We start from the raw sequence: 25,342 nt of genomic DNA on the forward strand, positions 1-25,342 counted from the left end.
CGCCCTTCGCCAGTCCCCCAGTCATCAATTTTGACTAGGGTAGCCCCGTTCCTGCGCCACCAGCTCGAAAGCCGTCTTTCCGTCCAGGGACTCGCGGATGATGTCGGCGTGGCCCGCGTGCCGGGCGATCTCCTCGACCAGGTGCAGCATCAGCCAGCGCATGGACACCTCGCCGTCCTTGGGGAACCACGGCGCCTCGGGCAGCGGGAAGGTGTCGTCCAGGCTCGGCACCGCGCGCAGGAACTCCTCGGTCTCGTGGGCGACCCGGTCCCAGAAGGCCAGGGTCTCGGCGAGCGTCTCGCCCTCCACCAGCCGGAAGCTCTCCCCCCAGGTCTCCTGGGTGCGGGCCTTCTCGTTGGGCTTGCGCTGGGCCATGCGCAGCCAGTTCAGCTCCGTCTCGGCGACGTGCTTCACCAGGCCGGACAGGGACAGTTCGCTGGCGCTCGGCCGCCGGCCGGCCTGCTCGTCGGTGAGCCCGAGCACCGAACGGCGGACGCCGCCGCGCTGGGCCTCGACGAAGGCGAGGAGGGCGCCGCGCTCGTCGTCGCGGGCCTCCGAACTGACGTGGGTGACCATGTGTTCCGCCTCTCTTGGGCCTGCCGCTCGCAGGCTGCCCTCGCGGGCTCTTCCCCCGACACCTCACACGCTACGGACCCTTGCGGTCAGGTTCTGTCCGCAAGGGTCCGGGGAAGCACCGTGGAATGCGAGAGGGGCGGCGGTTCAGAACGGGAAGCGGGTGCGCCCGTGCTGCACCGAGATCCACTTCTGGGTGGTGAAGGCGTCCACCGTCGCCTCGCCGTTCAGCCGGCCGACGCCGGAGCTCTTCTCGCCGCCGAACGGCACGATCGCCTCGTCGTGCACCGTGCCGTCGTTCACGTGGATCATGCCGGTCCTGATGCGCTTGGCGATCCGCACACCGCGCTCGATGTCGCCCGTGTGCACGGCGCCGCTCAGGCCGTACGGGGTGTCGTTGGCGATGCGCACCGCCTCGTCCTCGCCGTCGAAGGGCAGCAGGAGGGCCACGGGGCCGAAGATCTCCTGGGCGAGGACCGGGGAGTCGGCCGGCAGGCCGGTCAGGACGGAGGGGGCGACGACGTTGCCCTCGGTGCGGCCGTGCAGGAGCGCCGTGGCGCCCGCGGCGACGGCCTGTTCGACGACGGCCGTCACGGCGTCCGCCTGCGAGGAGTTGATGAGCGGGCCGATGTGCGTGCCGGGCTCGGCCGGGTCGCCGACCTTGAGCGAGGCGGCCTTGGCGACGAACTTCTCGGTGAACTCCGCCTCCACCGACCGGTCGACGAGGATGCGGTTGGCGGCCATGCAGACCTGGCCCTGGTGCACGAAGCGGCTGAAGACCGCCGCGTCCACCGCGTAGTCGAGGTCGGCGTCGTCCAGGACGATCAGCGCGCTGTTGCCGCCCAGTTCCAGGATCGAGCGCTTGAAGTGCGAGGCGCAGACGGTGGCGACGTGCCGTCCGACGCGGTCCGAGCCGGTGAAGGAGATCAGGCTCGGCACCGGGTGTTCGAGCAGCGCGTCGCCGATCTCGGCTATGTCGGTGATGACGACGTTCAGCAGGCCGGCCGGGAGTCCGGCGTCCTCGAAGACCTTGGCCACCAGGCTGCCGCCGAGCACCGGCGCGTTCTGGTGGGGCTTGAGGACGACCGCGTTGCCGAGGGCGAGCGCCGGGGCGACGGACTTGATCGACAGCAGGAACGGGAAGTTGAAGGGGCTGATGACGCCGACCACGCCCACCGGGACGCGGTAGAGGCGGTTCTCCTTGCCGTCGTCCGGGGAGGGCAGGATGCGGCCCTCGGCCCGCAGCGCGAGGTGCACGGCCTCGCGCAGGAACTCCTTGGTGAGGTGCAGCTCGAAGGCCGCCTTCAGCCGGGTGCCGCCCAGTTCGGCGACGATCGCGTCGGCGATCTCCTCCTCGCGGTCCTCGATGATCCGCAGGGCGCGCTCGAAGACGGTGCGCCGGGCGTAGGGGTTGGTGTCGGCCCATTCCCGCTGGGCGCGCTCGGCGGCGCGGTAGGCCTGGTCGACCTCGTCGGCCGTGGCGACGGTGATGGACGCCAGCTTCTCGCCGTTGTACGGGTTGAAGTCGATGATGTCCCAGGAGCCCGATCCGGCCTTCCACTCCCCGTCGATGTACTGGTGAGCCAGATCAGTGAAGAAGGACATCGGACGGACCCCTTGCCGGCAGCGGACGGAAGCAGATATCCGAACGGCGTCAGACACCTGAGGTCACGTCATAGTACTTATGTTTCAGGTGAGTTGCAGGAGTCCGCGCAGCAGGTCCCGGCTGTCCGCCGGGTCCGGGCTGTCCTGGTGCAGCTGCGCGGCCACGCGCTCGTACTGCGCGACCTCCTCGGCCTTGTCGAGGTAGAGGGCGCCGGTGAGCTGCTCCACGTACACGACGTCGGAGAGGTCCGACTCCGGGAAGCTCAGCATGGTGAAGGCGCCGCTCTCGCCCGCGTGGCCGCCGAAGCTGAACGGCATGATCTGAAGCGTGACGTTGGGCCGCTCGGAGATGTCGATGAGGTGCTGGATCTGCCCGCGCATCACCTCGCGGTCGCCGTACGGGCGGCGCAGCGCGGCCTCGTCCAGGACGCAGTGGAAGCGGGGCGCGTGTTCGGAGGCGAGCAGTTTCTGGCGTTCCAGGCGCAGGGCGACGCGGCGGTCGATCTCGGCCTTGCTCGCGCCCTTCATGCCGCGCGCGACGACCGCGTGGGCGTAGTCCTCGGTCTGCAACAGGCCGTTGACGAACTGCACTTCGTAGACCCGGATGAGCGAGGCCGCGCCCTCCAGGCCGATGTAGGTCTGGAACCAGCCCGGCAGGACGTCGGAGTAACTGTGCCACCAGCCGGTGAGGTTGGCCTCCTTGGCGAGCGAGAGGAGAGCGCCGCGCTCGGCCTCGTCCGTGACGCCGTACAGCGTCAGAAGGTCCTCGATGTCCCTGGACTTGAAGCTCACCCGTCCCAACTCCATGCGGCTGATCTTCGATTCGGAGGCGCGGATCGAGTAGCCGGCCGCTTCGCGGGTGATGCCCCGGGATTCTCTGAGGCGCCTCAGCTGCGAGCCCAGCAGGATGCGCCGTACCACCGAGCCACTCGACTCCCCTGCGGTCACTTCGCTCAATCCTCCCCATCGACTGGAAGCCAGCAGTCTGCCATTAAACGCTTCGGCCCGTACACGCCCGGTTACAGAAACGGAAAGCCTCCGAAAGCTCCTCACAAGAAGTCCGGGGAAGAAATGGGCGGGAAGTGGCACGGGAAGCAACAAGTCGGTCGCGTGCACGTGCATCTGCCCTTGCATCTGCTGTGCGCATTCGGAACCATGGTCCGCGCGCCACCGCTGTACCGACCGCGTACCACCGCACCATCGGCGACCGACCGCGCCACCGCTCCATCGCTATGTACCGCGAAACCGGGGAGTGCCTCGCATGGGGACGAATGGATCGACCATGCTCGAGCCGTTGAGGCAGGGCCTTCCTCCACTCGACCCCTCGGCGGTCTCCAGCGCGGCCTCCTGCGCGCTGCCCGCCCGCTACGAAGCGGTCGGCAGCGCCCGGCAGTTCACCCGCAAGACCCTTGGGCAGTGGGATCTGGACGAGCGCTTCGACGACATCGCCCTCGTCGTCTCCGAACTCGTCACCAACGCCCTGCGGCACGCACTGCCCGCCGACACCCCGCGCGAGCGGCTCGACCCGCCCGTGCGGCTCCATCTGATGCGGTGGGCCTCGCGTCTGGTGTGCGCGGTGCGCGACCCCAGCGACGACAGTCCCGTGACGCGTGACGCCGACGACGACTTCTCCGCCGAGTCGGGCCGGGGCCTGTTCCTGGTGGAGTCCTTCAGCGACGGCTGGGGCTGGCACCCGCTGGCCGGCGCGGTGCGCGGCAAGGTGGTCTGGGCGCTGTTCCAGCTGCGCTGAGCCGGGGGCTCCGCCCGGGGCGCGGACGCGGACGGTGTGTTCGCGTACTCAACCGGCTATCAGGTGGTCGAACTCCCCGTCCTTCATCCCGAGGAGCATCGCCTCTATCTCCGCGCGGGTGTAGACGAGCGCGGGACCGTCCGGGAAACGCGAATTGCGCACGGCGACATCGCCGCCCGGAAGTTTCGCGAACTCCACGCAGTTGCCCTGCGAGTTGCTGTGTCTGCTCTTCTGCCAGACCACCCCGTGAAGCTCCGTGGCCGCCATGCCGTTAAACGCGTGGTGCACAGATCGCTCCCCGGTGGTGCAGTGCCTGTAGTGGCCCTAGAGGCGGTCGCTCTAGATGCAGTGGTCAACTGTCCCGGATCATAGCTGTGTTCACATGCAGATGCATGGGCAGATGCACGTGCACGCGCGGTGGTGCCTTGATTACAGCTCTGCCGGTCCGCCGTGTGCCAGGTCGTGCTCTTAGAACAGACGCGCACCGCGCCGGATGTGTTCCGTCCGAAAGGCGGAAAACAACCGGCGCGGTGCGGTCCGGGGAGAGGGGAGGGAGAAGTGGTGCGGTTGCGGAAGAAGAGGTTTCAGCGTCCGGCGCCGTAGGGCAGGAGCGCCATTTCGCGCGCATTCTTGATCGCCGCGGCGATCTGCCGCTGTTGCCGTGCGGTCACCCACGTGACCCGCCGGGCGCGGATCTTTCCGCGGTCCGAGAGGAATTTCCGGAGCAGATCCGTGTCCTTGTAGTCGATGTACGTGACGCCGCTTCGCTCCAGCGGGTTGGGGCGCGGTTTCGGCGCACGGGGCGGGGGCTTGCGCGGGGACAAGGGTCAGACCTCCAGGAGGGTGTCGAAGGCGGGCGGCAGATCGCGCCAGGCGGCGCGCCCGGCGGCGTACTCCTCGTCGGTCAGCAGGCAGGACTCCAGGAGCCGGCGGAGGTTCTCGCGGTCCAGGCCGGGCGAGGTGAACACCAGGTGGTTGCGGCGGTCGCCGTGCTCCGGGTGCCAGTCGAGGGCGGCGGCCGCGCGGCGCGCCGGCGGGACCAGCTCCCACGCGGCGTCCGGCAGCGCGGCGAGCCAGGGCCCGGCGCTCTCCACGCACAGCGCGCCGCCCGCCGCGTCCCAACCGAGCAGCGTGTCCGGGTGGTCGGCCAGCCAGAACCGGCCCCGGCTGCGGGCGGCCGCGCAGGTCAGGTCCTCCAGCGCGGCATGCAGCCGCTCCGGGTGGAACGGCCGCTCCCGGCGCCATACGAGGGTGGAGACACCGCACGCCTCGGCCTCCACCGGGAGCAGTGCGCAGGACGGGTGCTGGGCCGCGGCGGCGGCCTCGACGTCGAAACCGGCGAGGGCGGCGACGGCGAGGGCGCCGCCGCCCCCGGGCCTCACGGGGGTGGTGGGGTCGGTGGGATTGACGGGGCTGATGGGGCTGATGGGGCTGATGGGGCTGATGGGGATATGGCGGGCCGTCGGGTGGAGCTGGGCTAGCAGCGCGCGGTCCTCGTCGTCGGCCTCGGCGGACTCCATGACGGCGAGGACGGGCGCGTACTCCAGTTGGCGCGCCCAGGTGTCGGCGACGGTGCGCTGGTCCGTGGGGGCCGCGGCGAGGCCGGCCTCGATGAGGTCGTCGCCGTTGCCGAGGCAGGGCAGGACCAGGGCGGGGTCGACCGCCGTCACCACGCCGCCGAGTCTGACGCCCTCGCCGGCGTGCGCGACGATCACCTCGGCCATCGCCTTCGGCTCGACGGAGTCCCACAGCTCGACGACCGCGAGCCGGGTCAGGCCGGCGTCCGCGAGCCGCCGCAGCTCGGGCACCAGGTCCTCGCGGAGCGCGCAGCACGCGCAGTCGTCGACCAGGGGTGCCTCGTCCACGCAGAGCACGCCGGTGCCGTCACGCAGGATGCGTACGACCGTGCCCCGCTCGGCGCTTGACAGGTCGTGGTGGAGGGCGACGCTGCCGGGGACGGCGGCCAGGAGGTGGGCGACGGCCGCTCGGCGGGCGTCCGCGTGGAGGCCGCCGACGATCACGGTGTCCATCGGGCGGGCGGTGTGCCCGCCGTGCCGGTCGTCCATCAGCGCTTGCCGAAGCGTCGTTCGAAGCGCTCGACGCGGCCGGCGGTGTCCATGACGCGGGCGGTCCCCGTGTAGAAGGGGTGGCTCGCGGAGGAGACCTCGACGTCGATGACGGGGTACGTGCGCCCGTCCTCCCACTCGACCGTCTTCCCGCCGGTCGCGGTGGACCGGGTGAGGAAGGCGAAGCCGGCGGCCTTGTCGCGGAAGACGACGGGGGCGTACGGGGGGTGGATGTCCTTGCGCATGGGGGTCAGCGCTCCTCTCGGAAGTCGACGTGGCGGCCGGCCATCGGGTCGTACTTGCGCAGCGTCAGGCGGTCGGGGTCGTTGCGGCGGTTCTTGCGGGTCACGTACGTGTAGCCCGTTCCGGCTGTGGAGCGGAGCTTGATGATCGGGCGGAGTTCGTTGCGGGCCATGTGGGTAGTATATGAAAACGACTCCCGTTTTCAATAGGGGTCCCCCTCCGTCGACCGAGAGGTGCGTCACGATGTCCGCCCACTGCCAGCTGACCGGGGCCGTTCCCCGCTTCGGCAACCACGTCTCCCACTCCCACCGGCGGACCTCGCGCCGCTTCGACCCCAACGTCCAGCGCAAGCGGTACTGGCTGCCGAGCGAGGGGCGGTACGTCCGGCTGCGGCTCGCCGCGAAGGGGATCAAGACCGTGGACGCGCTCGGGATCGAGGCGGCCGTCGCGAGGATCCGGGCGCGCGGCGGGAAGGTCTGACCGATGGCGAAGAAGAGCAGGATCGCGAAGAACGAGCAGCGGCGCGAGATCGTCGCGCGGTACGCCGAGCGGCGGGCCGAGCTGACGCGGATCGTACGCGGGCCCGGCACCGGCGCCGCCGAACGGGCCGCCGCCCAGCGGGAGTTGGCGCGGCAGCCGCGTGACGCGAGTGCCACGCGGGTGCGGAACCGGGACAGCGTCGACGGGCGCCCGCGCGGCTATGTCGGGGCGTTCGGCCTGTCACGGGTGAAGTTGCGGGAGCAAGCGCATGCCGGATTTCTTCCCGGGGTGCGCAAGTCGTCCTGGTAGCTCGGCGCGGCTTGGCGGGAGCCCTTGGCTGTCCGGGGGGGGCGCGGTATTGGCAGCCGGCGTCGGGCCGCTCCCGCGGTTGTCAGCGGGTCGGGGGGTCTTCTTGGTCGTTCGGGGTGCTCTTGCCGTTCGGGGCGCTCTGGCCGCTCGGGGCGTGCGGGGCGCTCTGGCCACCCGGGGCGCTCGGGCCGTTCGGTCGGCTCTGGTCGCTCGGGGTGCTCGGGGTGCTCGGGGTGCTCGGGGTGCTCGGGTCAGTCGGGTCGCTCGGGGCGTTCGAGCCGCTCGGGGCGTGCGGGGCCTTCGGGTCGCTCGGGGTGCTCGGGCCAGTCGGGGCGCTCGGGCCGTGCGGGGCCTTCGGGCTGTACGGGGCCTCCAGGGCGCTCGGGCCGTTCGGGCCGTGCGGGGCCCTCGGGCTGTGCGGGGTCTCCGGGGCGCTCGGGCCGTTCGGGCCGTTCGGGCCGTTCGGGCCGTTCGGGCCGCTCGGGCCGCTCGGGCCGCTCGGGCCGCTCGGGCCGCTCGGGCCGCTCGGGCCGCTCGGGCCGCTCGGGCCGCTCGGGCCGCTCGGGCCGTGCGGGGCCCTCGGGCTGTGCGGGGCCCTCGGGCTGTGCGGGGTCTCCGGGGCGCTTGGACCGTTCGGGCCGTTCGGGGTTTGTGAGCCGTCCACGAGCATCGGGGGCGGGGTCGTGTCGAGGGCGTCGGAGAGTTCTTCGAGGGTGTCGAGGAGCAGGCCCGCGCCCCTGCGGACGACGCGGTCGGGGACGCCCTCGCCGTCCCACTCCTCCAGGGCCTCGCGGACCGCGTCCCAGCGCGGGACGCGGCGTTCGCGCATCGCCTTCGCGCCCTGTTCCGTCGACTTGCGCAGCGCCTCTGCCAGGCGGGCCGCCGCCGGGACGGGCGTTGCGTCGCGCTCCGGCAGATGCGCCTCCATCAGCATGGCGACGCGGCCCAGCTGGGCCAGGGCGTCCTCCGCGTCGGCGGCCACGGCGCGGGACAGGCCCCGGTGGCGCACCGGCTCGTTCTTCGCGCGGGCCGTCGCCTCCTGCCAGGCGACGCGCGCGTCCCGGGCCGCGAGCAGCGCCTCGCGCACGTCGGGGCAGGCCTTGCCGGCCGGATGCGCGTAATGGTCGACGACGGCGGCCGCGTACCGGCCGTCCTCGATCAGCCAGTCCGCGAGGCGGGTGCGCAGGCGCGGGGTCTCCCAGGCCGGGTACACCGCGTACGCGATCATCGCGAGGACGCCGCCGATGAGCGTCAGGACGACGCGCTCGGGGACCGTCTGCGTCCACTGCTGGCCGCCCATGCCGAGCAGGAACACGACGTACGCCGCCACGCAGGCCTGCGCGACCACGTGGCCGGTGCGCATCAGCAGGTACATCATCCCGGCGCAGAGCACGGCGAGGGCGGCGGACAGGCCGGTGCGGGGATGCACCACCTGCACCAGGCCGGTGGCGAGCGCGACACCGACGAGGGTGCCGCCGAAGCGGGCGACCGCGCGGGAGTACGTCTGGGAGAAGTCCGGGCGCATCACCATGACCGCGGCCATGGGCGCCCAGTAGCCGTGGCCGAACGGCAGCCAGGTCCCGAGCAGATAGCCGGCGGCCGCCACGCAGGTGACCCGGATCGCGTGCCGCGTGATGGGGGACTCATGCCGCAGGGCGGCGCGCATGGCACGCAGGCCGGCGGGGACGAGGGCGGGGAAGGTGGGGCGGAGGCGGGGGTTGTGGGCCGGCGCGGGTTTCCGGGACGGCTGGGGGGTTTGGGCGTCCTGGGAGTCCTGGGGGCTGCGGGAGTCCCGGGGGCTGCGGGAGTCCCGGGGGCTCTGGGAGTCCCGGGGGCTCTGGGCGTCCTGGGGGCTCTGGGCGTCCTGGGGGCTCTGGGCGTCCTGGGGGCTCTGGGAGTCGTGGGGGCTTTCGGAGTCCTGGGGGCTTTGGGGGCCGCCCGCTGTTTCCAGGACGTCTTTGAGGAGGGCGCCGAGGCGGGTGGCCGCGCGGTGGGCGGGGCCCGTCAGGATCGCGCCGGTGTCCGGGGAGCCGAGGGCCGCGAGGGCCGCCGAGGGGATCCGCACCGGCTCCCCGTGGCGGATCGCCCGCGCCGCCGCGTCGAGCACCGCGCCCGCCGCGGCGAGCAGCTCGCGCACCCGGTCGCGTTCCTCGCCCTCCGGCGGGACGCCGACCGCCGGGTCGGCCAGGGAGGCGAGGACCGGGCGGATGCGTTCGGCGATGCCCCGCGCGCCGTGCAGTTCTGCCGGACGGCGGCGGGCCTGGCGCGGAGTGATCGCCGCCGCGTCGCGGGCCGCCATCAGGGGTGAGGGGTCGAAGGGGGCGACGGGGTCGTGCCGGAGCCTGCGGGCGTAGTCCGCCTCGGCGGCCAGCGCGTCGGCGAGCGCGTCCCGGTGCGCGCCCCATCTGCGTACCGGGAGCAGGATCACCAGGCCCGCCTGGACGCAGCCGCCGACGACCATCATCGCCGCGTGGCCGGCGGCCGCGGCGACCGAACCCGGGATGGTGACCGTCACCAGCATGATCGCGACGTTCGAGGAGGCGATGATGCCGACGGTGGGGCCGGCGGCCCAGCTCAGGCCCGCCAGGAAGGTCCACAGGCACAGGAGGGCGAGGAAGAGGAGGAGATGTGAGCCGGTGAGGTAGCCGAGGAAGGTGGAGACGGCGAGGCTCGTGCCGGAGGCGAGGGCGAGCTCGGGGCGGGGGCGCCAGCTGCGCTGGAACGTGGCGATGGCCGCCTGGAAGGCGCCGAACGCGGAACTCGCGGCGACCGCGGGGCCGAAGAGGGTGAGGCTGAGACCGATCACGAGGGCCAGACCCACGGCGCCGCGGGCGGCCACCAGGGGTTCGAGGCGCTTGCGCTCGACGGTCAGGCCTGAGCGGGCTGTCTCTCTCAGCGCGCGAAGCCAGGTCACTCTGTGATGATACGGGGCATATGGGACGCCCTGGCCTCGGGGGCGGGTCGTCGGGGGGGGTACGTCCGCCGGCTCCCCGGGGGTGGACAGCGGCACGGGGCTGCCCGGCGCCCGGCGCGGGGCGTGGGGCCGTCGTACGGGGCATCGGACCAGGGCCGGACTGTCGCGGGGCGCGTCCGCCAGATCCCCCAGGGCGGACCGCGGCGGAGGTTCCGCCCGGCGGCAGGGGCGGGGCGGTCTTGGGGGGGGCGCGGGGCCGTGCGTGCGTACGTGCGTCAGGGCAGTGCCGGGCCTTGGGGGCGGGGTGGCAGGTGGGCGCGGTCGGCCGCTGCCGTGCCGTGGGTCCAGCCCTCGCCGTCCGTCGCGCCGCGCACGCGGGTCGTGGTCGTCTCCGGGAACATCCGCTCCGCCCGCTCGCCGACGGCGACCTCGCGTGCCGCGAGGACGGGGAGCAGCGAGTCCCTCGCCGCCACGCCCTGCGCCGCCGCCACGCTCACCGCGTGCTCCCCCGCCTCCGCCAGCCGCGCGCCGATCCGGTGCGCGTACGCCAGCAGGAACGTCTGCCGGAACGTCTTCGTGCGCTTGCGGCCCGCCGCCCGCTGCCCCGCCTCCGCCTTCGTCATCGCCGCCGTGCCCTGCACGAGCAGCGAGGTGTACAGCAGTTCCACGGCCTCCAGGTCGGCTGGGAAACCGACGACCGTCGAGAACCCGTACGCCTCGTTCCACACCGCGCGGCAGCGGTTCGCGGCGGCCACGGAGTCCAGCAGGATCGCCTTCGCCGTCTCGTACGGGGCGTCGACGCCGACGCGGCACGCCCCCGGGGTGTCCCGCGCGTGCGTGCGGGCGGCCAGCAGCGCCTCGTCGAGCGAGTGCCGCGCCATCAGCTCCTGCGCCTTCGCGGTGAGCGCCTCCGCCTCCTCGGGGTAGCCGGTCGCCTCGGCCTTGGCCAGCAGGGCCCTGATGCGGGTGAGCGCGCGGGGCTCGCCCTCGACCGGGCCCGGCACGGTGTCGCCGGGCGGCGGGCCCACCGGCTCGATCCGGGGCAGGCGCAGGAGCAGGCGGTACAGCTCCAGGTGGATGGTGGCGTCCGAGAAACGGTCCCGGGGACGGGGCGCGGCCGCGCCGGCCGGGGCGAGCTCGGCCAGCTGGGCCGTCCAGCGGGGCGGCAGGTGGGCGTAGCCGGCGGTCTCGGCGCGGATCAGGGAGACGGCCAGGTGGACGTGCGGCTCGTCCAGGTCGCGGCGGACAAGCCGTACGACGTCGGCGGGCTGCCAGCCGTCGCGCCAGGCCCGGCGCAGGAACTCCTCGCCCCTGCGGCGCAGCTCGGGGTCCGCGCCGGGGGCGGCCGCGAGGAGGGAGGCGCCGGTGTCCAGGCCCTCGTGGCCGTCGCCGTACAGCGCCGCCGCGAACGCCTTGTCGATCACCGAATCCATGGGGAAAGGGTATGTGCGTCGCCGAGCGGGCGGTCGGCGGGACCGCGGCACGGGTGCCCCCGGACACCCCCGGCCCACCCAGGCGAAAGCTTCCTGATCTTCGGCCGAATCCTTTGGGGCGGCCCGATCCTCTTATGTACGTGCCGTCGGACGTCGCCGGCACGGAATCTGGAGGTAGTCGTGGTCATCGGAATCGCCGGCGCGGTCGTCGTCCTGGTGCTGCTCTGCACCTGCCTGCTCCTCGTGAAGCGCAGGCGGGCCGGACGTGGCTGACTTCGCCTGGCCGGACGAGCGACTGGTCACCGCCGCGCGCGGCGGTGACCTCGACTCGATCACCGCGTTGGTGTCGGGCTCGCACCCGAACGTGCAGCGGTTCGCCCACTCCCTGTGCGCCACCCCGCAGGACGCGGAGGACGCGGCCCAGGAGGCGCTGATCATCCTGTACCGGAAGATCGGGATGCTGCGGGCCTCCGGCGCCCTGGCGTCGTGGATGTTCCGCGTCGTGCGCAACGAGTGCGTGCGGCGCGCGCGGGCCCGGCTGCGGGACCACGCCGCGCCGTTGCCGCAGGACACCCCCGTCGCCTCGGCCGAGGACGAGGTCATCCAGCGCCTGGAGGCGGGCAGGGTGGCGGCCGCGATCGCGGCGCTGCCGCCCGACCAGCGTCGCGTGCTGATCATGCGGGACATCCAGGGCCTCAGCGGCCGGATGGTCGCCGACGCGCTGGGCGTCAGTACGGCGGCGATGAAGTCCCGCCTGCACCGGGCCCGCGCCTCGGTCCAACGGGCCCTGCGGGAGGGCCCCGTACCAACCCCTGAATCAACCCCTGCATCAGCCCCTGAATCAGCCCCTGTGTCAGTTCCTGTGTCAGTTCCTGGAGGCAACGATGAGTGAGACAGGACCCCGCGCCGGCACCGCTCCCGGCGGCCCCGACTTCGCGAGCAAGTCCTTGCCCGAGCACATCGCGCGCGGGGTCGTGGGGTTCGCCTCGCTGGTCGCCTCGGTCGCCCTCATCCCGGTGGTCGGCCTGGTCAGCCTGGCGCTGCTGCCGCTCGGCCTGCTCGCCCTGCGCGGCTGCCCGACGTGCTGGGCGGTCGGCCTGACGCAGACCATCTCGCGGGGCCGCCTGCGACGCTCCTGCGAGGACGGCCGGTGCAGTCTGACCGTGGGGCCGGGCACCTGACGGCTGCTCCTCCGCGCTCGAGACGGCTGCTCCTCCGCGCTCGATACGGGTGCTCGTACGGGTGCTCGTACGGGTGAGCCGGGCAGCGCCCCCGGCCCTCGGGGCAAGGCCCCCATGGCGCCCCCGCCCGATTGTCGGTGCCGGATGCGAGACTCCCCGCATGACCGAGCGCTGGGCCATCGCCGCGGCCGAGGGGGGCGGGGCCGACCTCGTGCCCCTCGGGGGCGACGGGCTGCCCGCGGGGCCCGTCGTCCACGAGGCGGACCTGGCCGGGGCCGTGCGCCGGCGGGGGCACGTCGACCGCTGGGTGTGGCGCTCCACCCCCGACCTGTACCCCCGCCTGCTCGCCGCCGGCGCCCGCGTGGAGCGGTGCTACGACGTCGAGGCCGCCGAGCTGCTCCTCCTCGGTCACGAGGGGCGCCTCGGCGAGCCCCGCTCGGCGGCCGCCGCCCTGGCCCGGCTCCGCGACGCCCCCGTACCCCCCGATCCGCCGCCCCGCGCCGCCGAGCCCGGCTCGCAGGACTCACTCTTCGAGCCGCGTCCGGGCGGCGCCCCGGTCACGCTCGAAGAGCTGGCCGAGGTGTACGCGCGGCAGCAGCGCAGGCACGACGCCACCGCCCACCCCGGCCGCATGCGCCTTCTCACCGCGTCGGAGTCGGCGGGCATGCTGGTGGCCGCCGAGATGAACGCGGCGGGCCTGCCCTGGCGCGCCGACGTGCACCGCGCGCTCCTGACGGAGCTGCTCGGCGAGCGGTACGCGGGCGGCGGCGAGCCCCGCCGCCTGGCCGAGCTGGCCGACGAGGTGTCGGCGGCGTTCGGCCGCCGCGTCCGCCCGGACCTGGCCGCCGACGTGGTGAAGGCCTTCGCGCAGGCCGGCATCAGGGTGAAGTCGACGCGGCGCTGGGCGCTGGAGGAGATCGACCATCCGGCGGTGCGGCCCCTCATCGAGTACAAGAAGCTGTACCGGATCTGGACGGCGCACGGCTGGAGCTGGCTCCAGGCCTGGGTCCGCGACGGCCGCTTCCGGCCCGAGTACACCCCGGGCGGTTCGGTCAGCGGCCGCTGGACGACCAACGGGGGCGGGGCGCTGCAAATCCCCAAGGTGATCCGCCGGGCGGTGGTCGCCGATCCGGGGTGGCGGCTGGTGGTGGCGGACGCCGACCAGATGGAGCCGAGGGTGCTGGCCGCGATCTCCCGCGACCCGGGGCTGATGGAGGTGGCGGGCAGCGAGGAGGACCTCTACACGCGGCTTTCGGACCGCGCGTTCTCCGGCGACCGCGACCACGCCAAGCTCGCGCTGCTCGGCGCGGTGTACGGCCAGACGTCCGGCGACGGCCTGAAGAACCTGGCCGCGCTGCGGCGCCGCTTCCCGCTGGCCGTCGCCTACGTGGACGACGCGGCGAAGGCGGGCGAGGAGGGACGGCTCGTACGGACCTGGCTGGGGCGGACGAGTCCGCCGGCGGCGGGCGCCGGGGAGGACGACGAGGCGGGCATTCCCCAGGAAGACCCGGCCGCGCCGTCCGGACCGGCCGCGCCGGGCGCGGAGTTCACTCCGGGGTACGCCTCGTCGGACGCGCGGGCCCGCGGCCGCTTCACGCGGAACTTCGTGGTGCAGGGCAGCGCGGCGGACTGGGCGCTGCTGATGCTGGCCGCGCTGCGCCGCACGCTCTCCGAGGCCGGGATGCGGGCCGAGCTGGTCTTCTTCCAGCACGACGAGGTCATCGTGCACTGCCCCGCCGAGGAGGCGGAGACCGTGGCACGGGCGGTGCGCGCGGCGGGTGACCTGGCGGGGCGGCTCGCCTTCGGGGAGACGCCGGTCAGGTTCCCGTTCACGACGGCCGTGGTGGAGTGCTACGCGGACGCGAAATAGGGGAGGTCCTGAGGGTGTACCGAGGGCTGTAACGGGGCCGGGGCAAGGTCCGGGGCCGGGGCCAGGGCCAGGGCCGGGGCCAGGCCAGGGCCGGGGCCAGGCCAGGGCCGGGGCCAGGTCGGGGCCGGGGCCAGGGCCGGGGTTAGGGCCGGGGCCGGGGTTAGGGCCGGGGCCAGGTCGGGGCTTTCAGCCTGTCGGGAGCAGGGTGCGCAGTTCGTCGGCCACCTTGCTGTCGGTGCCGTCCAGGGCGTCCAGCGCCGCCCGCCACTGCTCGTACGCCTCCTCCTCGCGCCCCTCGTCGCGCAGGAGCAGCCCCCGCTGGTGACGGGCCAGGCCCGTCGTATGGGTGTCGCCGCGGTGTTCGGCGCGCTCCAGGAGGCCGGCGCACTCGCGGGTCGCGTCCTGCGCGCGGGCGAGGCCGCGCAGCGCCCGGACCAGGCCGAGGCGCGCCTGGGACTCGCCGTGCCAGTCCTCGTACTCGCCGTGGATGCGCAGGCTCTCCTCGAAGTGCGCGAGGGCAGCGGCCGGTTCGCCGAGGGTGAGGTGGGCGTAGCCGATGTTGCAGTGGGCGGACTGGCGGACGATGGCGTGCCCGAGGGCCTCGCCGATCGCGAGGCTGCGTTCGTGGTGGTCGATGGCGGCGCGGGCGTCCGTGTGTTCGTAGAGGTTGCCGAGGTGGCTGAGGGTGATGGCCTCGCTGAGCGGGTCGGCGAGGTCCTCGGCCAGCGCGAGGCTCTGCCGCAGGGTCTCGGCGGACTCCTCGTGGTGGCCGAGCCCTTCGAGGAGGAGGCCGCGGTTGTTGAGGCCGCGCCGCACGCAGGACACGAGGCCGAGGTCGCGCCAGAGGGCGAGGGCCCGGTCGTTGAGGGCGAGCGCCTCGCGGCTGCGGCCCGACATGAAGTGCATGCCGGCGAGGTCGTTGAGGGCCTGCGCCTCGGCGGCGCTGTCGCCCTCGTGGCGGGCGGCGTCCAGGGCGAGGGCGCCGAGGACGGCCAGTTCGGTGAGGCGGCCCCGGCGCTGGAGGTAGGGGAAGAGGCAGCGGACCAGTACGGGCAGCAGCTCGTGGGCGCCGCCGTGCCGCTCGGCGAGGGCGACGACGTTCGCCAACTCGGCGTCCCCCCAGGCGAAAGCGGCGTCCAGGGAGAAGGCGGTGTCCGGTGAGGGGGGCGGGGTGTGCCGGTGGGCCCGGGTAGTTCCGCGCCTGCCCGGGCGGGTCAGGCGGGACTCCACTCCCCGGAGGCGGTCCGCCCTGTCGAGGCCCTCCGGAAGGATCGCCAGCAGGGTGCGGCGGGCGGACTCCGCGTACCAGAGCAGGGCCTCTTCCACGACGTCCATGTCGTCCTCGTCCTCCGCCATGCCGTCCGTGTCGTCCGCGTCGTCCGCGTCGTCCGCATCGGCGGCAGCTGTTTCGCGGGCGAAGTCGCGTACGAGGTCGTGGGGGGTGTAGCGGCCGTAGGCCGTCTCGTCGAGGAGGGCGACGTCGACCAGGCGGTCGAGGGCCGCACCGGCGCGCAGTTCGTCGACGCCCAACAGGCGGGCCAGGAGCGGCACTCCGTACGTGGGGAGGTCGAGCGCGCCGATCCTGGCGAGGGCGCGGGCGGCGTCGCGGTCGGCGCGGCGCTCCGAGGTGCGCAGGGCCTCCAGGGCGACGGCGAGGGAGCGGCGCACGCTCAGATCGTCGTACTCCAGGTGGTGCAGCCGGCCGCCGCTGACGGTGAGGAGTTCGGCGAGGGCATCCGGGGTGAGGGCGCGGCGCGCGGCGAGGCGGGCCGCGATGATGCGCAGCGCCAGCGGGAGGCGGCCCGCCAGTTCGACCAGGGGGTGCCCGGCGTCGAGCCCGTCCCGCCCGGAGACGGCCCGCAGGAGCGCGGCGCTGTCCCCGTCGGAGAGGGGCTCCAGCGGGAAGCGGGCCGCGCCGTCGAGGGTCGTCAGCGGCGAACGGCTGGTGACGACGACCGCGCAGCCGGGGCCCGCGGGCAGCAACGGGCGCACCTGCGCGGCGGTGGCGGCGTCGTCCAGGACCATGAGGGTGCGGGTGGGCGCGAGCAGGGTGCGCAGCAGGGCGGCGGCCGCCGAGGGGTCCTCGCGGGTCCCGGGGGCGGGGCACGGTTCGGCGCCGAGGTCGCGCAGGAGCGAGGTGAGGGCCTGGCCGGGAGTGAGCGGGGTCATGCCCGGCGTGGCGCCGTGCAGGTTGACGTGCAGCTGGCCGTCCGGGAACTGCTCGCGCAGGTCGTGCGCCACGTGCAGCGCGAGGGCGCTCTTTCCGACGCCGGCCATCCCGGAGACGACGGCGACGCGGGGTCCCGCGTGCAGGGCGTCCCGCAGGGCCCGCACGGTTGCCTCCCGGCCGGTGAAGTGGGCGGGGGCGGGGGGCAATTGGGCGGGCGGGACGCCTCGCGGTCCCTTCACGGGGGCATCGTGTCCCGGGTCTCCGCAGCCACGGTCGGGGTCGGCGCCGCGGTGCCGATCCTGGGCGCCGGTCCCCTCGCTGCCATCGCCCTCGCGGCGCCGATCCCGGCCGCCGGCCCCCTCGCTGCCATCGCCCTCGCGGCGCCGATCCCGGCCGCCGGCCCCCTCGCTGCCATCGCCCTCGCGGCGCCGATCCCGGCCGCCGCTCCCCTCGCTGCCGTCACCCTCGCGGCGCCGATCCCGGCCGCCGCTCCCCTCGCTGCCGTCACCCTCGCGGCGCCGATCCCGGCCGCCGCTCCCCTCACTGCCGACGCCCTCGCGGCGCCGATCCCGGCCGCCGCTCCCCTCACTGCCGTCACCCTCGCGGCGCCGACCCTGGGCGCCGGCCCCCTCGCTGCCGACGCCCTCGCGGCGCCGATCCCGGCCGCCGGCCCCCTCGCTGCCGTCACCCTCGCGGTGCCGATCCCGGGCGCCGGCCCCCTCGCTGCCATCGCCCTCGCGGCGCCGATCCCGGCCGCCGCTCCCCTCACTGCCGACGCCCTCGCGGTGCCGATCCCGGCCGCCGGCCCCCTCGCTGCCATCGCCCTCGCGGCGCCGATCCCGGCCGCCGCTCCCCTCACTGCCGACGCCCTCGCCGTGCCGATCCTGGGCGCCGGCCACCTCGCTGCCGACGCCCTCACCGGCGCCGTACCCGTTCCGGTCCACGTCCCCGTCCCGGGCGCCGGTCCCCTCGCTGACCGGGTTTCCCCCGCTGACCCGGCGTACGTCATCGCGCCCGGAGGCCCCCGTGCCGTGAGGCTTCCGTATGGCCCCGGGACGGGCCTCGGGGCGGGCCTCGGCCTCCGGAGCCCGGAGTACTTCCTGGTGCGCATGCCGGATGGCCGTCCCCGGTTCCACGCCCAGTTCCTCGACCAGCCTGCGCCGCAGTTCCCGGTGGAGGGCGAGGGCCTCCGCCTGACGGCCCGTGCGGTGGAGCACGAGCATCAGCTGCCGGTGGAACGCCTCGCGCAGCGGATGCTCGGCGACCAGCGCCGCCAGTTCGGGGGCGAGCGCGGCGAGATCGGTGCCGAGTTCCAGTTCGGCGTCGTACCGCCACTCCAGGGCGAGCAGCCGGGCCTCTTCCAGGCGCGGTACGAGGAAATGGTCCGCCAGCGGCTCCGGAAGGCCGCTCAACGGCCTCCCGCGCCACAGCGCGAGCGCCTGTGAGGCGCAGTGGACGACCCGCGGCCAGTCCCGCTCGGCGTGCGCCGCCCGCGCCCGCGCCACCCGGCGTTCGAAGACACGGACGTCCACCTCGTCCTCGCGGGCCCGCAGCCGGTACCCCGGCGGCACCGCCCGCAGCCGCTCGGGGTCGTCGAGCAGCCGGCGCAACCGGGTCACATGGTTCTGGAGGGACGCCTGCGCCGACGGGGGCGCGGTGTCACCCCACAGCGCGTCCTTGAGGGCGTCGAGCGAGACGACCCCGTCCGGTTCCAGGAGGAGCGCGGCCAGCAGCGCACGCCCCTTGGCGCCGCGCACGGGACGCGGCTCGCCCGTGGCGTCGTACAGCGCGGGCGCCCCCAACAGCCCGAACCGCAGGCCGCCGCACGTCTCGGACCGCGGCCCCGTTCGCCGCTCGTCCCGCTCACTCAACGCCGTCTCCCCGTGCCGACCGTCGCTTATCAGCCGACCGTTGGCCATATGTTAGCGATCTGTTGGCAACGCCTGATGTGATCACTACATCGGACCTGACCCGCCGGTACTCGCGCACAGCGCGTAGCTCGGGGGAGTGTCGCCGCCGCGGTCGGGTCCGGGGGCAAAGAGAGAGCCCCGGTCGGCCGAGGTGACCGACCGGGGCTTTTGTCCTGCCCGCGCCCCTCATGCCGCAGGCAGGCCTTGCCACAGGGCCAGCTTCTCGGGGTTCCGTACCGCCCAGAGGCGGGTGATCCGGCCGCCGACGACGTGGAACGCCAGCACGGTCTGGATGACGCCACCCTGCCGCACCACCAGCCCCGGCCGGCCGTTGACCGTACGCTCCAGGATCGTCATGCCGGCCACCCTGCTCGCGACGGCGACCAGGTGGCGCGCGATCTCCTCGCTCCCGCCGGTCGGCGGACCGGCGTTGACCAGGCCGCCACCGTCGGCGAGCCCCCTGGCGTCCGGGTCGAGGATGCCCACCAGGGCGTCGATGTCCATGGCCTCCCACGCCTGCTTGAAGTCCCGGACGGCCTCGGCCCGTTGCGCGGCGGCCGATCCGTCCGTCGTACGCGTGTCCGCGCTCGTCCCCCGTCCCGCCCCCGGCCCGGGAACGTGCGACGCCCGGACCCGACGGCGGCCCGAGGAGGCGAGCTGGCGGCACGCCCCCTGGCTGCGGCCGACGACCTCGGCCACTTCCGCGAAGGAGTACCGGAAGACGTCGTGCAGGATGAACGCGACGCGCTCGGCCGGGGTCATCGACTCCAGGACGACGAGGAAGGCCATGTCGACCGACTCGTCCAGCGTGATCTGGTCGGCCGGGTCGGCCGCCTCGCCGCCCGTCCGCCCGCTCACCCACTCCGTGCGGTCGGGCAGCGGCTCCGGGAGCCACTGACCCACGTAACTCTCCCTGCGGGCCCGCGCCGAGCGGAGCAGGTCGAGGCAGATGCGGCCGGCGACGGTCGTCAGCCAGGCGCCGGGTGACGCGACGGCCCGCCGCCGCTGCGGGGACATGGCGTACCAGCGCGTGTACGTCTCCTGCACGACGTCCTCGGCGTCGGTGAGGGAGCCCATGAGCCGGTAGGCGACATTGATCAGTTGCCGCCGCTCACGCGTGATCGCGCCCGGTTCCGACCCGGCGTCCGGCCCCCGCCCCGGCCCCCGCCCCGGCCCCGACTCCGGCCCCGACTCCGGCTCCGGCTCCGGCTCCGGCTCAAGCTCCGACTCAAGCTCCGGCTCCGGTCGCCCGTCCTCCTCCGCCGCCGCCGCGCAGTGGGTGTTCATGGATTCGCTGCTCCCCCTTGGCCGTCGGCCGTCGGCCGTGTTCGACGTCACCCGTACGACGAGACGGGCCGGCCGGGATGTGACATGAGCGGCGCCGCCCCTCCGGTGCCGGGCCCTCCCCAGGCCCTTCCCAGGCCCTCCCCCGGTCCCTTCGCCGCCCGGAGTCCGGCCGCCGCCTGACATTCCGGCGGCCCGTCTCGTCGTACAGCTGAGAGGGACGCACTCGCTCTCCCACTCGAACACCGTCTGACCCAACGCTCGGACATCCGCTGATCCAACGAAGGGGATCGCCATGGAAACCCGTCTCGACTTCCACACCAACCCCGTCACCGCGAAGGTCGTGAAGGTCCTCGCCTCGGCGGCGAAGCCGATCGTGGAGTCGTCCCTCCCGGCGAAGACACGGGAGTTGGTGCTGCTCCGCTCGAGCCAGATCAACGGCTGCGGCTACTGCGTCGACATGCACACCAAAGAGGCCGTCCACGCGGGCGAGGACCAGGTCCGCCTCAACCTGGTGGCGGCCTGGCGCGAGGCCACCGTGTACACCGACGCCGAGCGGGCCGCCCTGGAGCTGGCGGAGCAGGGCGCCCGCATCGCCGACGCGGCCGGCGGCGTCCCCGACGACGTCTGGGCCAACGCGGCCAAGCACTTCGACGAGGACCAACTCGGCGCCCTGGTGGCCCTCATCGCCCTGATCAACGCCATGAACCGGCTGAACGTCATCACCCAGCGCCCGGCCGGCGACTACCAGCCCGGCCAGTTCGGGTGACGGCGTACGCGTCCCGCCACGGACATCTCCGTGGACCTCGCCACGAGAGCGCCGCGCCAGGTGCCCGCCCTGAGTGACCCGTCTCGGTGACCTCCTGCGGAGGGGCCGCCACGGGTCAGGCGCCCCGAGGCGGCCCCTCCGCCGCGATCGCGGCGAGCGTGTCCAGCGCCGCCGCGAGGACGTCCGGCGGCGGGGACGCGAGGCCGATCCGCACCGCGTCGGCCGCGCGGTACCCGCCGACGGCGAAGGCCGGGCCCGGCGTCACGGCGATGCCCCGGGCGGCGGCCGCCGCGACGAAGGTCTCGGCGCGCCAGGGCGGCGGCAGCTCCCACCAGCAGTAATAGGACCGGGGGTCGGTACGGATGCGCCCCTTGACCCCCGCCGAGGCGAGGCGCTCCCGCAGGGCCCGGACGAGCGCGTGCCGCGCGGCCGCGTCGGCCCGTTTGGCGGCGACCAGCGTCTCCACGGTCCCGTCGCCCGCCCACCGCACGGCCGCCTCCAGGCCGAAAGCCCCCGCCGCCCAGCCTCCCGACCGCAGGGCACGCGCGAGGGCGTTCCGGTGCGCGGGCGGCACGGTGAGCATGCCGAGGGTCAGCCCCGGCGCGAGACGCTTGGAGAGGCTGTCGATGAAGACGACGCGCTCGGGCAGCAGGGCGGCGAGCGGCGCGGGAGCGCCGTCGGCGAGAAACCCCCAGATGCCGTCCTCCACGGCCCAGCACCCCACTTCCCGTACGGCGTGCGCGAGTTGGGCCAGCCGCTCCGGGCCGGCTGTGACGGAGAGCGGGTTCTGCAGGGTCGGCTGTACGTAGACGGCGGCGAGGGAGGCGCGGCGGTGGGCGTCCGCCAGCGCGCCGGGCAGCATGCCCTCCTCGTCCATGGCGATCGGCACGAGCCGGATGCCGAGCTGCTCGGCGATGGCTCCCACCAGGGGGTACGTGACTTCCTCGACGCCGACGCGACCGCCCGGGCGCACCAGCGAGGAGAGCGCGGCGGCGATGGCCTGCCGGCCGTTCCCGGCGAAGAGCAACCGGTCCGGGTCCGGGCGCCAGCCACCGCGGGCGACGACCGAGGCGGCGGCTTCCCGCGCCGCGGCGGTACCGTCCGGTGCGGCCGCCCGGGTGGCCTCCAGCAACACGTCGGCCCGCGACAACGGCCCGAGCGCCCGCGCCATCAGCTCTGCCTGGCCGTCCACCACGGGGTAGTTGAGCTCAAGGTTGACGGCGGGCGGCCGGGGGACGTCGTACCCCTCCTGCGCTCCCGCCTCTCGCCGCTCCGTCAGCGCCGCGCCGCCGGCGTGCGGCGGGGCCGCCCTGACGAAGGTGCCGCGCCCGACCTCGCCGACGACCAGACCCCGTCGCGCCAGCTCCCCGTACACGCGGATGGCCGTGGAGTTGGCGATGCCCCGGCGCCGGGCGAAGGCGCGCTGGGTGGGCAGCCGTTCGCCGCCCCGCAGGGTCCCCGCCTCGATCTCCCGGGCCACCGCGTCGGCCACCCGCCGATAGTCGGTCCGTTCCACCACGCCCCACCACCCCCGCCGTCCACTCCTCGGCATTGCACCGAGAGCAAAGATCTTATTGCACCGGGGAGTTGGCCCGGCCTAGCCTCCCCTCATGGCAACCGCACAGCTCAACGGCGTCACCATCGGCTACGACGACGACACGGGCGCGGCCGACACCTCGTCCGGGTCCCGCCCCGTCCTCGTCCTGCTCCACGGCCACCCCTTCGACCGTTCCATGTGGGCCCCGCAGCGGGAGGCGTTCGCCGCGACGCACCGCGTCGTCACGCCCGACCTGCGCGGATACGGTGCTTCGAGCGTCGTCCCCGGGACCACGGACTTCGCCACGTTCGCCGAGGATCTGGCAGCGCTCATGGACCACTTGGGCGTGGGGCGATTCGCGCTGGGCGGCCTCTCCATGGGCGGGCAGATCGTGATGGAGTGCTACCGCCTCTTCCCCGAACGCCTCACGGGGCTCCTCCTCGCGGACACCTTCCCCGCGGCCGAGACCCCCGAGGGCAAGGCAGGGCGCAACGCCCTCGCGGACCGGCTCCTGGCCGAGGGCATGCAGGGGTACGCGGACGAGGTACGGGACAAGATGGTCGCCCCGTACAACAAGGAGGCGTCCGCCCAGGTGCACCGGATGATGCTCGCCGCCCCGCCCGAGGGCGCCGCGGCGGCACTACGGGGGCGGGCCGAACGGCCCGACTACCGCGCCCTGTTGACCCGGGTCTCCGTGCCGGCCCTCGTCGTCGTGGGCCGCGACGACACGTACACGCCGGTCGCCGACGCGCAGGCCATGCACGCCGCGCTCCCCGACTCCACGCTGAGCGTCATCGAAGCGGCGGCGCACCTGCCGAACGTGGAACGCCCGGCCGAGTTCAACGCGGCGCTCCGGAACTGGCTGACCCGGGTGGGCGCGGGAGGGGCGTGAACGGCGCGCCGGCGCTTCTGCGCCCGGGGAAGGCAGTTCGGGCCCCGTCGGCGCTGCCGCTTCTGCGCCCGGGGGAAGCCGTGCAGGCCACGCCCCCGCCGACGCCGGCACTCCTGCACCCGGGGAAGCCGTGCGAGCCACACCCCCGCCCCTCGGGGCCAACCGGCCACGCCCCGGCCCAGGCTGCTACCCCTACCCCTGCCCCTGCCCCTACCAAGCCGGCCCCGCTCCCACCCCGCCGTCCACCACCAGATCGGTGCCGGTGATCCAGGACGCCGCGTCGGAGGCGAGGAACACGCAGGCGTCGCCGATGTCCTCGGGCCGGCCGAGCCGGCCGAGCGGCGCCGCGCCCTGCCACCGCGCCACGCCCTCGGGCCACTCCTCGGCCAACCCCGGCCGGTCGACGAGGCCGGGCGAGACGCTGTTGACGCGGATGCCGCGCGGCCCGTACTCCAGGGCGGCCGAGCGGGCGAACATGATCAGGGCGGCCTTGGACGCGCTGTAGTGGGCGTGACCGGCGGCGGGACGCGAGCCCTCGATGGACGCGATCTGCGTGATCGTGCCACCGCCCTCCTGCCGCGCCATGAGCGTCGCGGCGGCCTGCGTACAGCTGAACGCGCTCGTGACGTTCGCCTCGGAGAGCCGCCGCCAGTCGGCGGCCGTCATCTCCGCGAGGTCCTGCACCGGCTGGATCCCGGCGCTGTTGACGAGCGCGTCCAGGCGCCCCTTCCAGTCGTACGCGGCTTCGACCAGCCGATGGCACTGCTCCTCCCGGGACAGGTCCGCCGACAGGGCGACGGCCTCGCCGCCCGCCTCCTCGATCCCCGCGACCAGCTCCCGGGCCCGCGCCTCGCCCCGCCGGAAGTGCACGACGACCGCCGCACCGGCCCGCGCGAACCGCCGCACGATCCCGGCCCCGATCCCCCCGCTCCCCCCGGCCACCAGAACCACCCGTCCCCGCAGGGACAGCACGTCCGTCCTGTTCCCGTCACTCACATCCGTCCCTCACTCCCGTCCCTCACTCCCGTCGCCCTCGGCCGGCATCCGCACCGGCTCGCCCGGCCTGCACAGCCGGCGGATGAGCCGCGCTCGTGCCGGGTGGCGCGCGGCCAGTGCGTTCGGGTCGGCGCCCTCGTAGTCCTCGGGCAGGAAACCCGGCGCCATCGTCGTGCCGAACAGCGACCACCCGTACCGGCCGCCGCTCACGACCCGCGCGCCCATCCACGTCCCGGCGGGCACGACGAATTGGACGCACCCGGCCCGCCCGAGCGCGACCAGGCGGTCCGTGCCGTCGGGGGCGAGGAGGAGCAGGTCCAGGGCGTCACCCTCGTAGAAATGCCAGACCTCGTCCGTGGGCAGCCGGTGCAGGGCGGAGAAGTCCCCGGGGGCATCCGTGAGCAGCACGATGATCGCCGATCCGGCGGGGCGGCCGTCCGCGCCCGGCGGCCCCACCCACGTCCGCCGGAACAGTCCGCCCTCCACCGGCAGCGGCCGCAGCCCGTACCGCGCGGCCACGTCCTGCGCTGTCCCGCCCGTCTCGACCATGGTTCCAACGCTCCCCGGCAAAGCCGCGTCGTAACCGCGCCGCCCGCCATCCCACCCCCGTCAGGGCGTGAGCGACCGCCAGATCCGCTCCGGCAGCACGCGTGCCGCCCGGTCGAGGTCGACGTCGTCGATGCCGGACAGGCGGCGGCGCGCGGTCGCGACGATCGGACCCATGACCAGCGCCTCGACCAGGGGCGCGTCCAGATCGGCGATCTCCCCGGACGTCACGTGCAGCCGCACCCAGGCGGTCAGCGGCGACAGCCTGGCCTCCTGCGTGTCACGCAGCTGCCTGCCGCGCGCCATGCCGAGGCGGTCGGCGTAGGAGGAGTGCAGGAGCCGGGAGGCGTCCGGGTGCTCCTGGATGAACGTGAGGTACGTCCGTACGAGCGCGCGGACCCCGCCGCGCGCGGTGCGGGAGCGCTCCACGGCGGCGGCCAGCTCGCCCAGGAGGCGGTCGAGCCAGCGCAGCAGCAGCGCGCCCATGAGGCCGTCGACGCTGCCGAAGTGGTGGTAGAGACTGCCGAGACTGACGCCGCTGCTCCTGGTGAGGGCGCTGACGGTGACGCCCTGCTCGCCGGACTCGGCGTACACCTGGAGGGCGGCGTCAAGAAGGCGCTCGACGGTTTCCGCGCCGCGTTGTTGCTTGGGGCTCATGGTGCCCACCAGCGTAAACCCACATCCGGAACCCGGGATTTCTGAAGAATGGAACGCTTTTCTAGAAAGATCTTCCAACCGGAAGGACCGATGGTCCACACTGGTCACCGGCCCGGCCGGGGCCGGTGACCGTCCGCGCGGACGGGGGTGCGCACGG

At 74.3% G+C, this 25,342-nt stretch carries 23 protein-coding genes and 1 pseudogene; 8 read left to right on the forward strand and 16 right to left on the reverse strand.

Translation table 11 applies throughout. The annotated features are described in order from the left end of the window. Positions 1 to 24 precede the first annotated feature (24 nt). The 3 genes from ACZ516_RS18575 to ACZ516_RS18585 form a co-directional block, all read right to left on the reverse strand. Complete coding sequence (locus ACZ516_RS18575; RefSeq protein ID WP_469011091.1) at positions 25 to 576, reverse strand: DinB family protein; 552 nt, start codon at positions 574 to 576, stop codon at positions 25 to 27. 144 nt (positions 577 to 720) lie between these two features. Further along, positions 721 to 2,178, reverse strand: a complete 1,458-nt coding sequence (locus tag ACZ516_RS18580; RefSeq protein ID WP_469011093.1) for an aldehyde dehydrogenase family protein — start codon at positions 2,176 to 2,178, stop codon at positions 721 to 723. An 84-nt stretch (positions 2,179 to 2,262) separates the two neighbouring features. Continuing rightward, positions 2,263 to 3,126, reverse strand: coding sequence for a helix-turn-helix domain-containing protein (locus tag ACZ516_RS18585; RefSeq protein WP_469011095.1), 864 nt, complete (start codon positions 3,124 to 3,126; stop codon positions 2,263 to 2,265). A 313-nt stretch (positions 3,127 to 3,439) separates the two neighbouring features. Between ACZ516_RS18585 and ACZ516_RS18590 the strand changes: the two genes are divergently transcribed. After that, positions 3,440 to 3,928: an ATP-binding protein gene (locus ACZ516_RS18590; protein WP_358582961.1), complete on the forward strand. Its 489-nt coding sequence runs from the start codon at positions 3,440 to 3,442 to the stop codon at positions 3,926 to 3,928. A gap of 48 nt (positions 3,929 to 3,976) precedes the next feature. Here ACZ516_RS18590 and ACZ516_RS18595 read toward each other — a convergent pair whose 3' ends face one another. The 5 genes from ACZ516_RS18595 to rpmG all read right to left on the reverse strand — a co-directional run bounded on the left by ACZ516_RS18595 (position 3,977) and on the right by rpmG (position 6,409). Further along, positions 3,977 to 4,216: a DUF397 domain-containing protein gene (locus ACZ516_RS18595; RefSeq protein WP_358582964.1), complete on the reverse strand. Its 240-nt coding sequence runs from the start codon at positions 4,214 to 4,216 to the stop codon at positions 3,977 to 3,979. Between the two features lie 296 nt (positions 4,217 to 4,512). Further along, positions 4,513 to 4,752 carry a 30S ribosomal protein S18 gene (gene rpsR / locus ACZ516_RS18600; RefSeq protein WP_469011097.1) on the reverse strand — a complete coding sequence of 80 codons (240 nt, stop codon included), beginning with the start codon at positions 4,750 to 4,752 and terminating at the stop codon, positions 4,513 to 4,515. 3 nt (positions 4,753 to 4,755) lie between these two features. Further along, positions 4,756 to 5,994: a CobW family GTP-binding protein gene (locus ACZ516_RS18605; RefSeq protein ID WP_469011098.1), complete on the reverse strand. Its 1,239-nt coding sequence runs from the start codon at positions 5,992 to 5,994 to the stop codon at positions 4,756 to 4,758. Next, positions 5,994 to 6,239, reverse strand: coding sequence for a type B 50S ribosomal protein L31 (locus ACZ516_RS18610; protein WP_358582972.1), 246 nt, complete (start codon positions 6,237 to 6,239; stop codon positions 5,994 to 5,996). The genes ACZ516_RS18605 and ACZ516_RS18610 overlap by 1 nt, the downstream gene beginning before the upstream one ends. Positions 6,240 to 6,244: 5 nt before the next feature. Further along, positions 6,245 to 6,409 (reverse strand): 50S ribosomal protein L33, encoded by a 165-nt coding sequence (gene rpmG, locus ACZ516_RS18615; RefSeq protein WP_030785829.1) that lies wholly within the window; start codon positions 6,407 to 6,409, stop codon positions 6,245 to 6,247. A gap of 71 nt (positions 6,410 to 6,480) precedes the next feature. Here rpmG and rpmB point away from each other — a divergent pair, with 71 nt between their 5' ends. Together rpmB and rpsN are read left to right on the forward strand one after the other, a co-directional pair. Beyond that, entirely contained in the window at positions 6,481 to 6,717 is a 237-nt protein-coding gene (gene rpmB / locus ACZ516_RS18620; RefSeq protein ID WP_361080105.1) for a 50S ribosomal protein L28, read from the forward strand. A gap of 3 nt (positions 6,718 to 6,720) precedes the next feature. Beyond that, complete coding sequence (gene rpsN, locus ACZ516_RS18625) at positions 6,721 to 7,026, forward strand: 30S ribosomal protein S14 (protein ID WP_361080104.1); 306 nt, start codon at positions 6,721 to 6,723, stop codon at positions 7,024 to 7,026. 688 nt (positions 7,027 to 7,714) lie between these two features. On the opposite strand, the pseudogene ACZ516_RS18630 reads toward rpsN, so the two are convergent. Together ACZ516_RS18630 and ACZ516_RS18635 are read right to left on the reverse strand one after the other, a co-directional pair. Beyond that, positions 7,715 to 9,940: pseudogene (locus ACZ516_RS18630) on the reverse strand (FUSC family protein); the annotation flags it as partial. Positions 9,941 to 10,215: 275 nt separating this feature from the next. Then, entirely contained in the window at positions 10,216 to 11,373 is a 1,158-nt protein-coding gene (locus ACZ516_RS18635) for a DUF2786 domain-containing protein (RefSeq protein WP_469011100.1), read from the reverse strand. A gap of 265 nt (positions 11,374 to 11,638) precedes the next feature. Between ACZ516_RS18635 and ACZ516_RS18640 the strand changes: the two genes are divergently transcribed. The 3 genes from ACZ516_RS18640 to ACZ516_RS18650 all read left to right on the forward strand — a co-directional run bounded on the left by ACZ516_RS18640 (position 11,639) and on the right by ACZ516_RS18650 (position 14,424). Beyond that, complete coding sequence (locus tag ACZ516_RS18640) at positions 11,639 to 12,265, forward strand: RNA polymerase sigma factor (protein ID WP_358700948.1); 627 nt, start codon at positions 11,639 to 11,641, stop codon at positions 12,263 to 12,265. Continuing rightward, positions 12,258 to 12,554 carry a hypothetical protein gene (locus ACZ516_RS18645; RefSeq protein ID WP_361080098.1) on the forward strand — a complete coding sequence of 99 codons (297 nt, stop codon included), beginning with the start codon at positions 12,258 to 12,260 and terminating at the stop codon, positions 12,552 to 12,554. The genes ACZ516_RS18640 and ACZ516_RS18645 overlap by 8 nt, the downstream gene beginning before the upstream one ends. Before the next feature lie 160 nt (positions 12,555 to 12,714). Next, positions 12,715 to 14,424, forward strand: coding sequence for a bifunctional 3'-5' exonuclease/DNA polymerase (locus ACZ516_RS18650; RefSeq protein WP_361080096.1), 1,710 nt, complete (start codon positions 12,715 to 12,717; stop codon positions 14,422 to 14,424). A gap of 186 nt (positions 14,425 to 14,610) precedes the next feature. Here the strand turns inward: ACZ516_RS18650 and ACZ516_RS18655 are convergent, their stop codons facing one another. Both ACZ516_RS18655 and ACZ516_RS18660 read right to left on the reverse strand, forming a co-directional pair. Then, positions 14,611 to 18,465 carry an AfsR/SARP family transcriptional regulator gene (locus ACZ516_RS18655; RefSeq protein ID WP_469011102.1) on the reverse strand — a complete coding sequence of 1,285 codons (3,855 nt, stop codon included), beginning with the start codon at positions 18,463 to 18,465 and terminating at the stop codon, positions 14,611 to 14,613. A gap of 225 nt (positions 18,466 to 18,690) precedes the next feature. Beyond that, positions 18,691 to 19,791, reverse strand: coding sequence for a sigma-70 family RNA polymerase sigma factor (locus ACZ516_RS18660; RefSeq protein WP_469011103.1), 1,101 nt, complete (start codon positions 19,789 to 19,791; stop codon positions 18,691 to 18,693). A 292-nt stretch (positions 19,792 to 20,083) separates the two neighbouring features. On the opposite strand from ACZ516_RS18660, the gene ACZ516_RS18665 reads away from it, so the two are divergent. After that, positions 20,084 to 20,557, forward strand: coding sequence for a carboxymuconolactone decarboxylase family protein (locus ACZ516_RS18665; RefSeq protein WP_358589581.1), 474 nt, complete (start codon positions 20,084 to 20,086; stop codon positions 20,555 to 20,557). Between the two features lie 115 nt (positions 20,558 to 20,672). Here ACZ516_RS18665 and ACZ516_RS18670 read toward each other — a convergent pair whose 3' ends face one another. After that, positions 20,673 to 22,076 carry an aminotransferase-like domain-containing protein gene (locus tag ACZ516_RS18670; RefSeq protein ID WP_469011104.1) on the reverse strand — a complete coding sequence of 468 codons (1,404 nt, stop codon included), beginning with the start codon at positions 22,074 to 22,076 and terminating at the stop codon, positions 20,673 to 20,675. 91 nt (positions 22,077 to 22,167) lie between these two features. Here ACZ516_RS18670 and ACZ516_RS18675 point away from each other — a divergent pair, with 91 nt between their 5' ends. Beyond that, the gene (locus tag ACZ516_RS18675) at positions 22,168 to 22,986 is read left to right on the forward strand and encodes an alpha/beta fold hydrolase (RefSeq protein WP_469011106.1); all 819 of its coding nucleotides are present in this window, start codon (positions 22,168 to 22,170) and stop codon (positions 22,984 to 22,986) included. A gap of 210 nt (positions 22,987 to 23,196) precedes the next feature. Here the strand turns inward: ACZ516_RS18675 and ACZ516_RS18680 are convergent, their stop codons facing one another. Genes ACZ516_RS18680 through ACZ516_RS18690 form a run of 3 tightly spaced genes read right to left on the reverse strand, consistent with a single transcriptional unit; the run spans position 23,197 to position 25,185 of the window. After that, complete coding sequence (locus ACZ516_RS18680; protein WP_469011107.1) at positions 23,197 to 23,982, reverse strand: SDR family NAD(P)-dependent oxidoreductase; 786 nt, start codon at positions 23,980 to 23,982, stop codon at positions 23,197 to 23,199. A gap of 9 nt (positions 23,983 to 23,991) precedes the next feature. After that, positions 23,992 to 24,531 (reverse strand): cupin domain-containing protein, encoded by a 540-nt coding sequence (locus ACZ516_RS18685; protein WP_469011108.1) that lies wholly within the window; start codon positions 24,529 to 24,531, stop codon positions 23,992 to 23,994. Positions 24,532 to 24,591: 60 nt separating this feature from the next. After that, the gene (locus tag ACZ516_RS18690; protein WP_469011110.1) at positions 24,592 to 25,185 is read right to left on the reverse strand and encodes a TetR/AcrR family transcriptional regulator; all 594 of its coding nucleotides are present in this window, start codon (positions 25,183 to 25,185) and stop codon (positions 24,592 to 24,594) included. Positions 25,186 to 25,342: the final 157 nt, after the last annotated feature.

The organism is Streptomyces sp. NPDC034037, assembly GCF_055575715.1.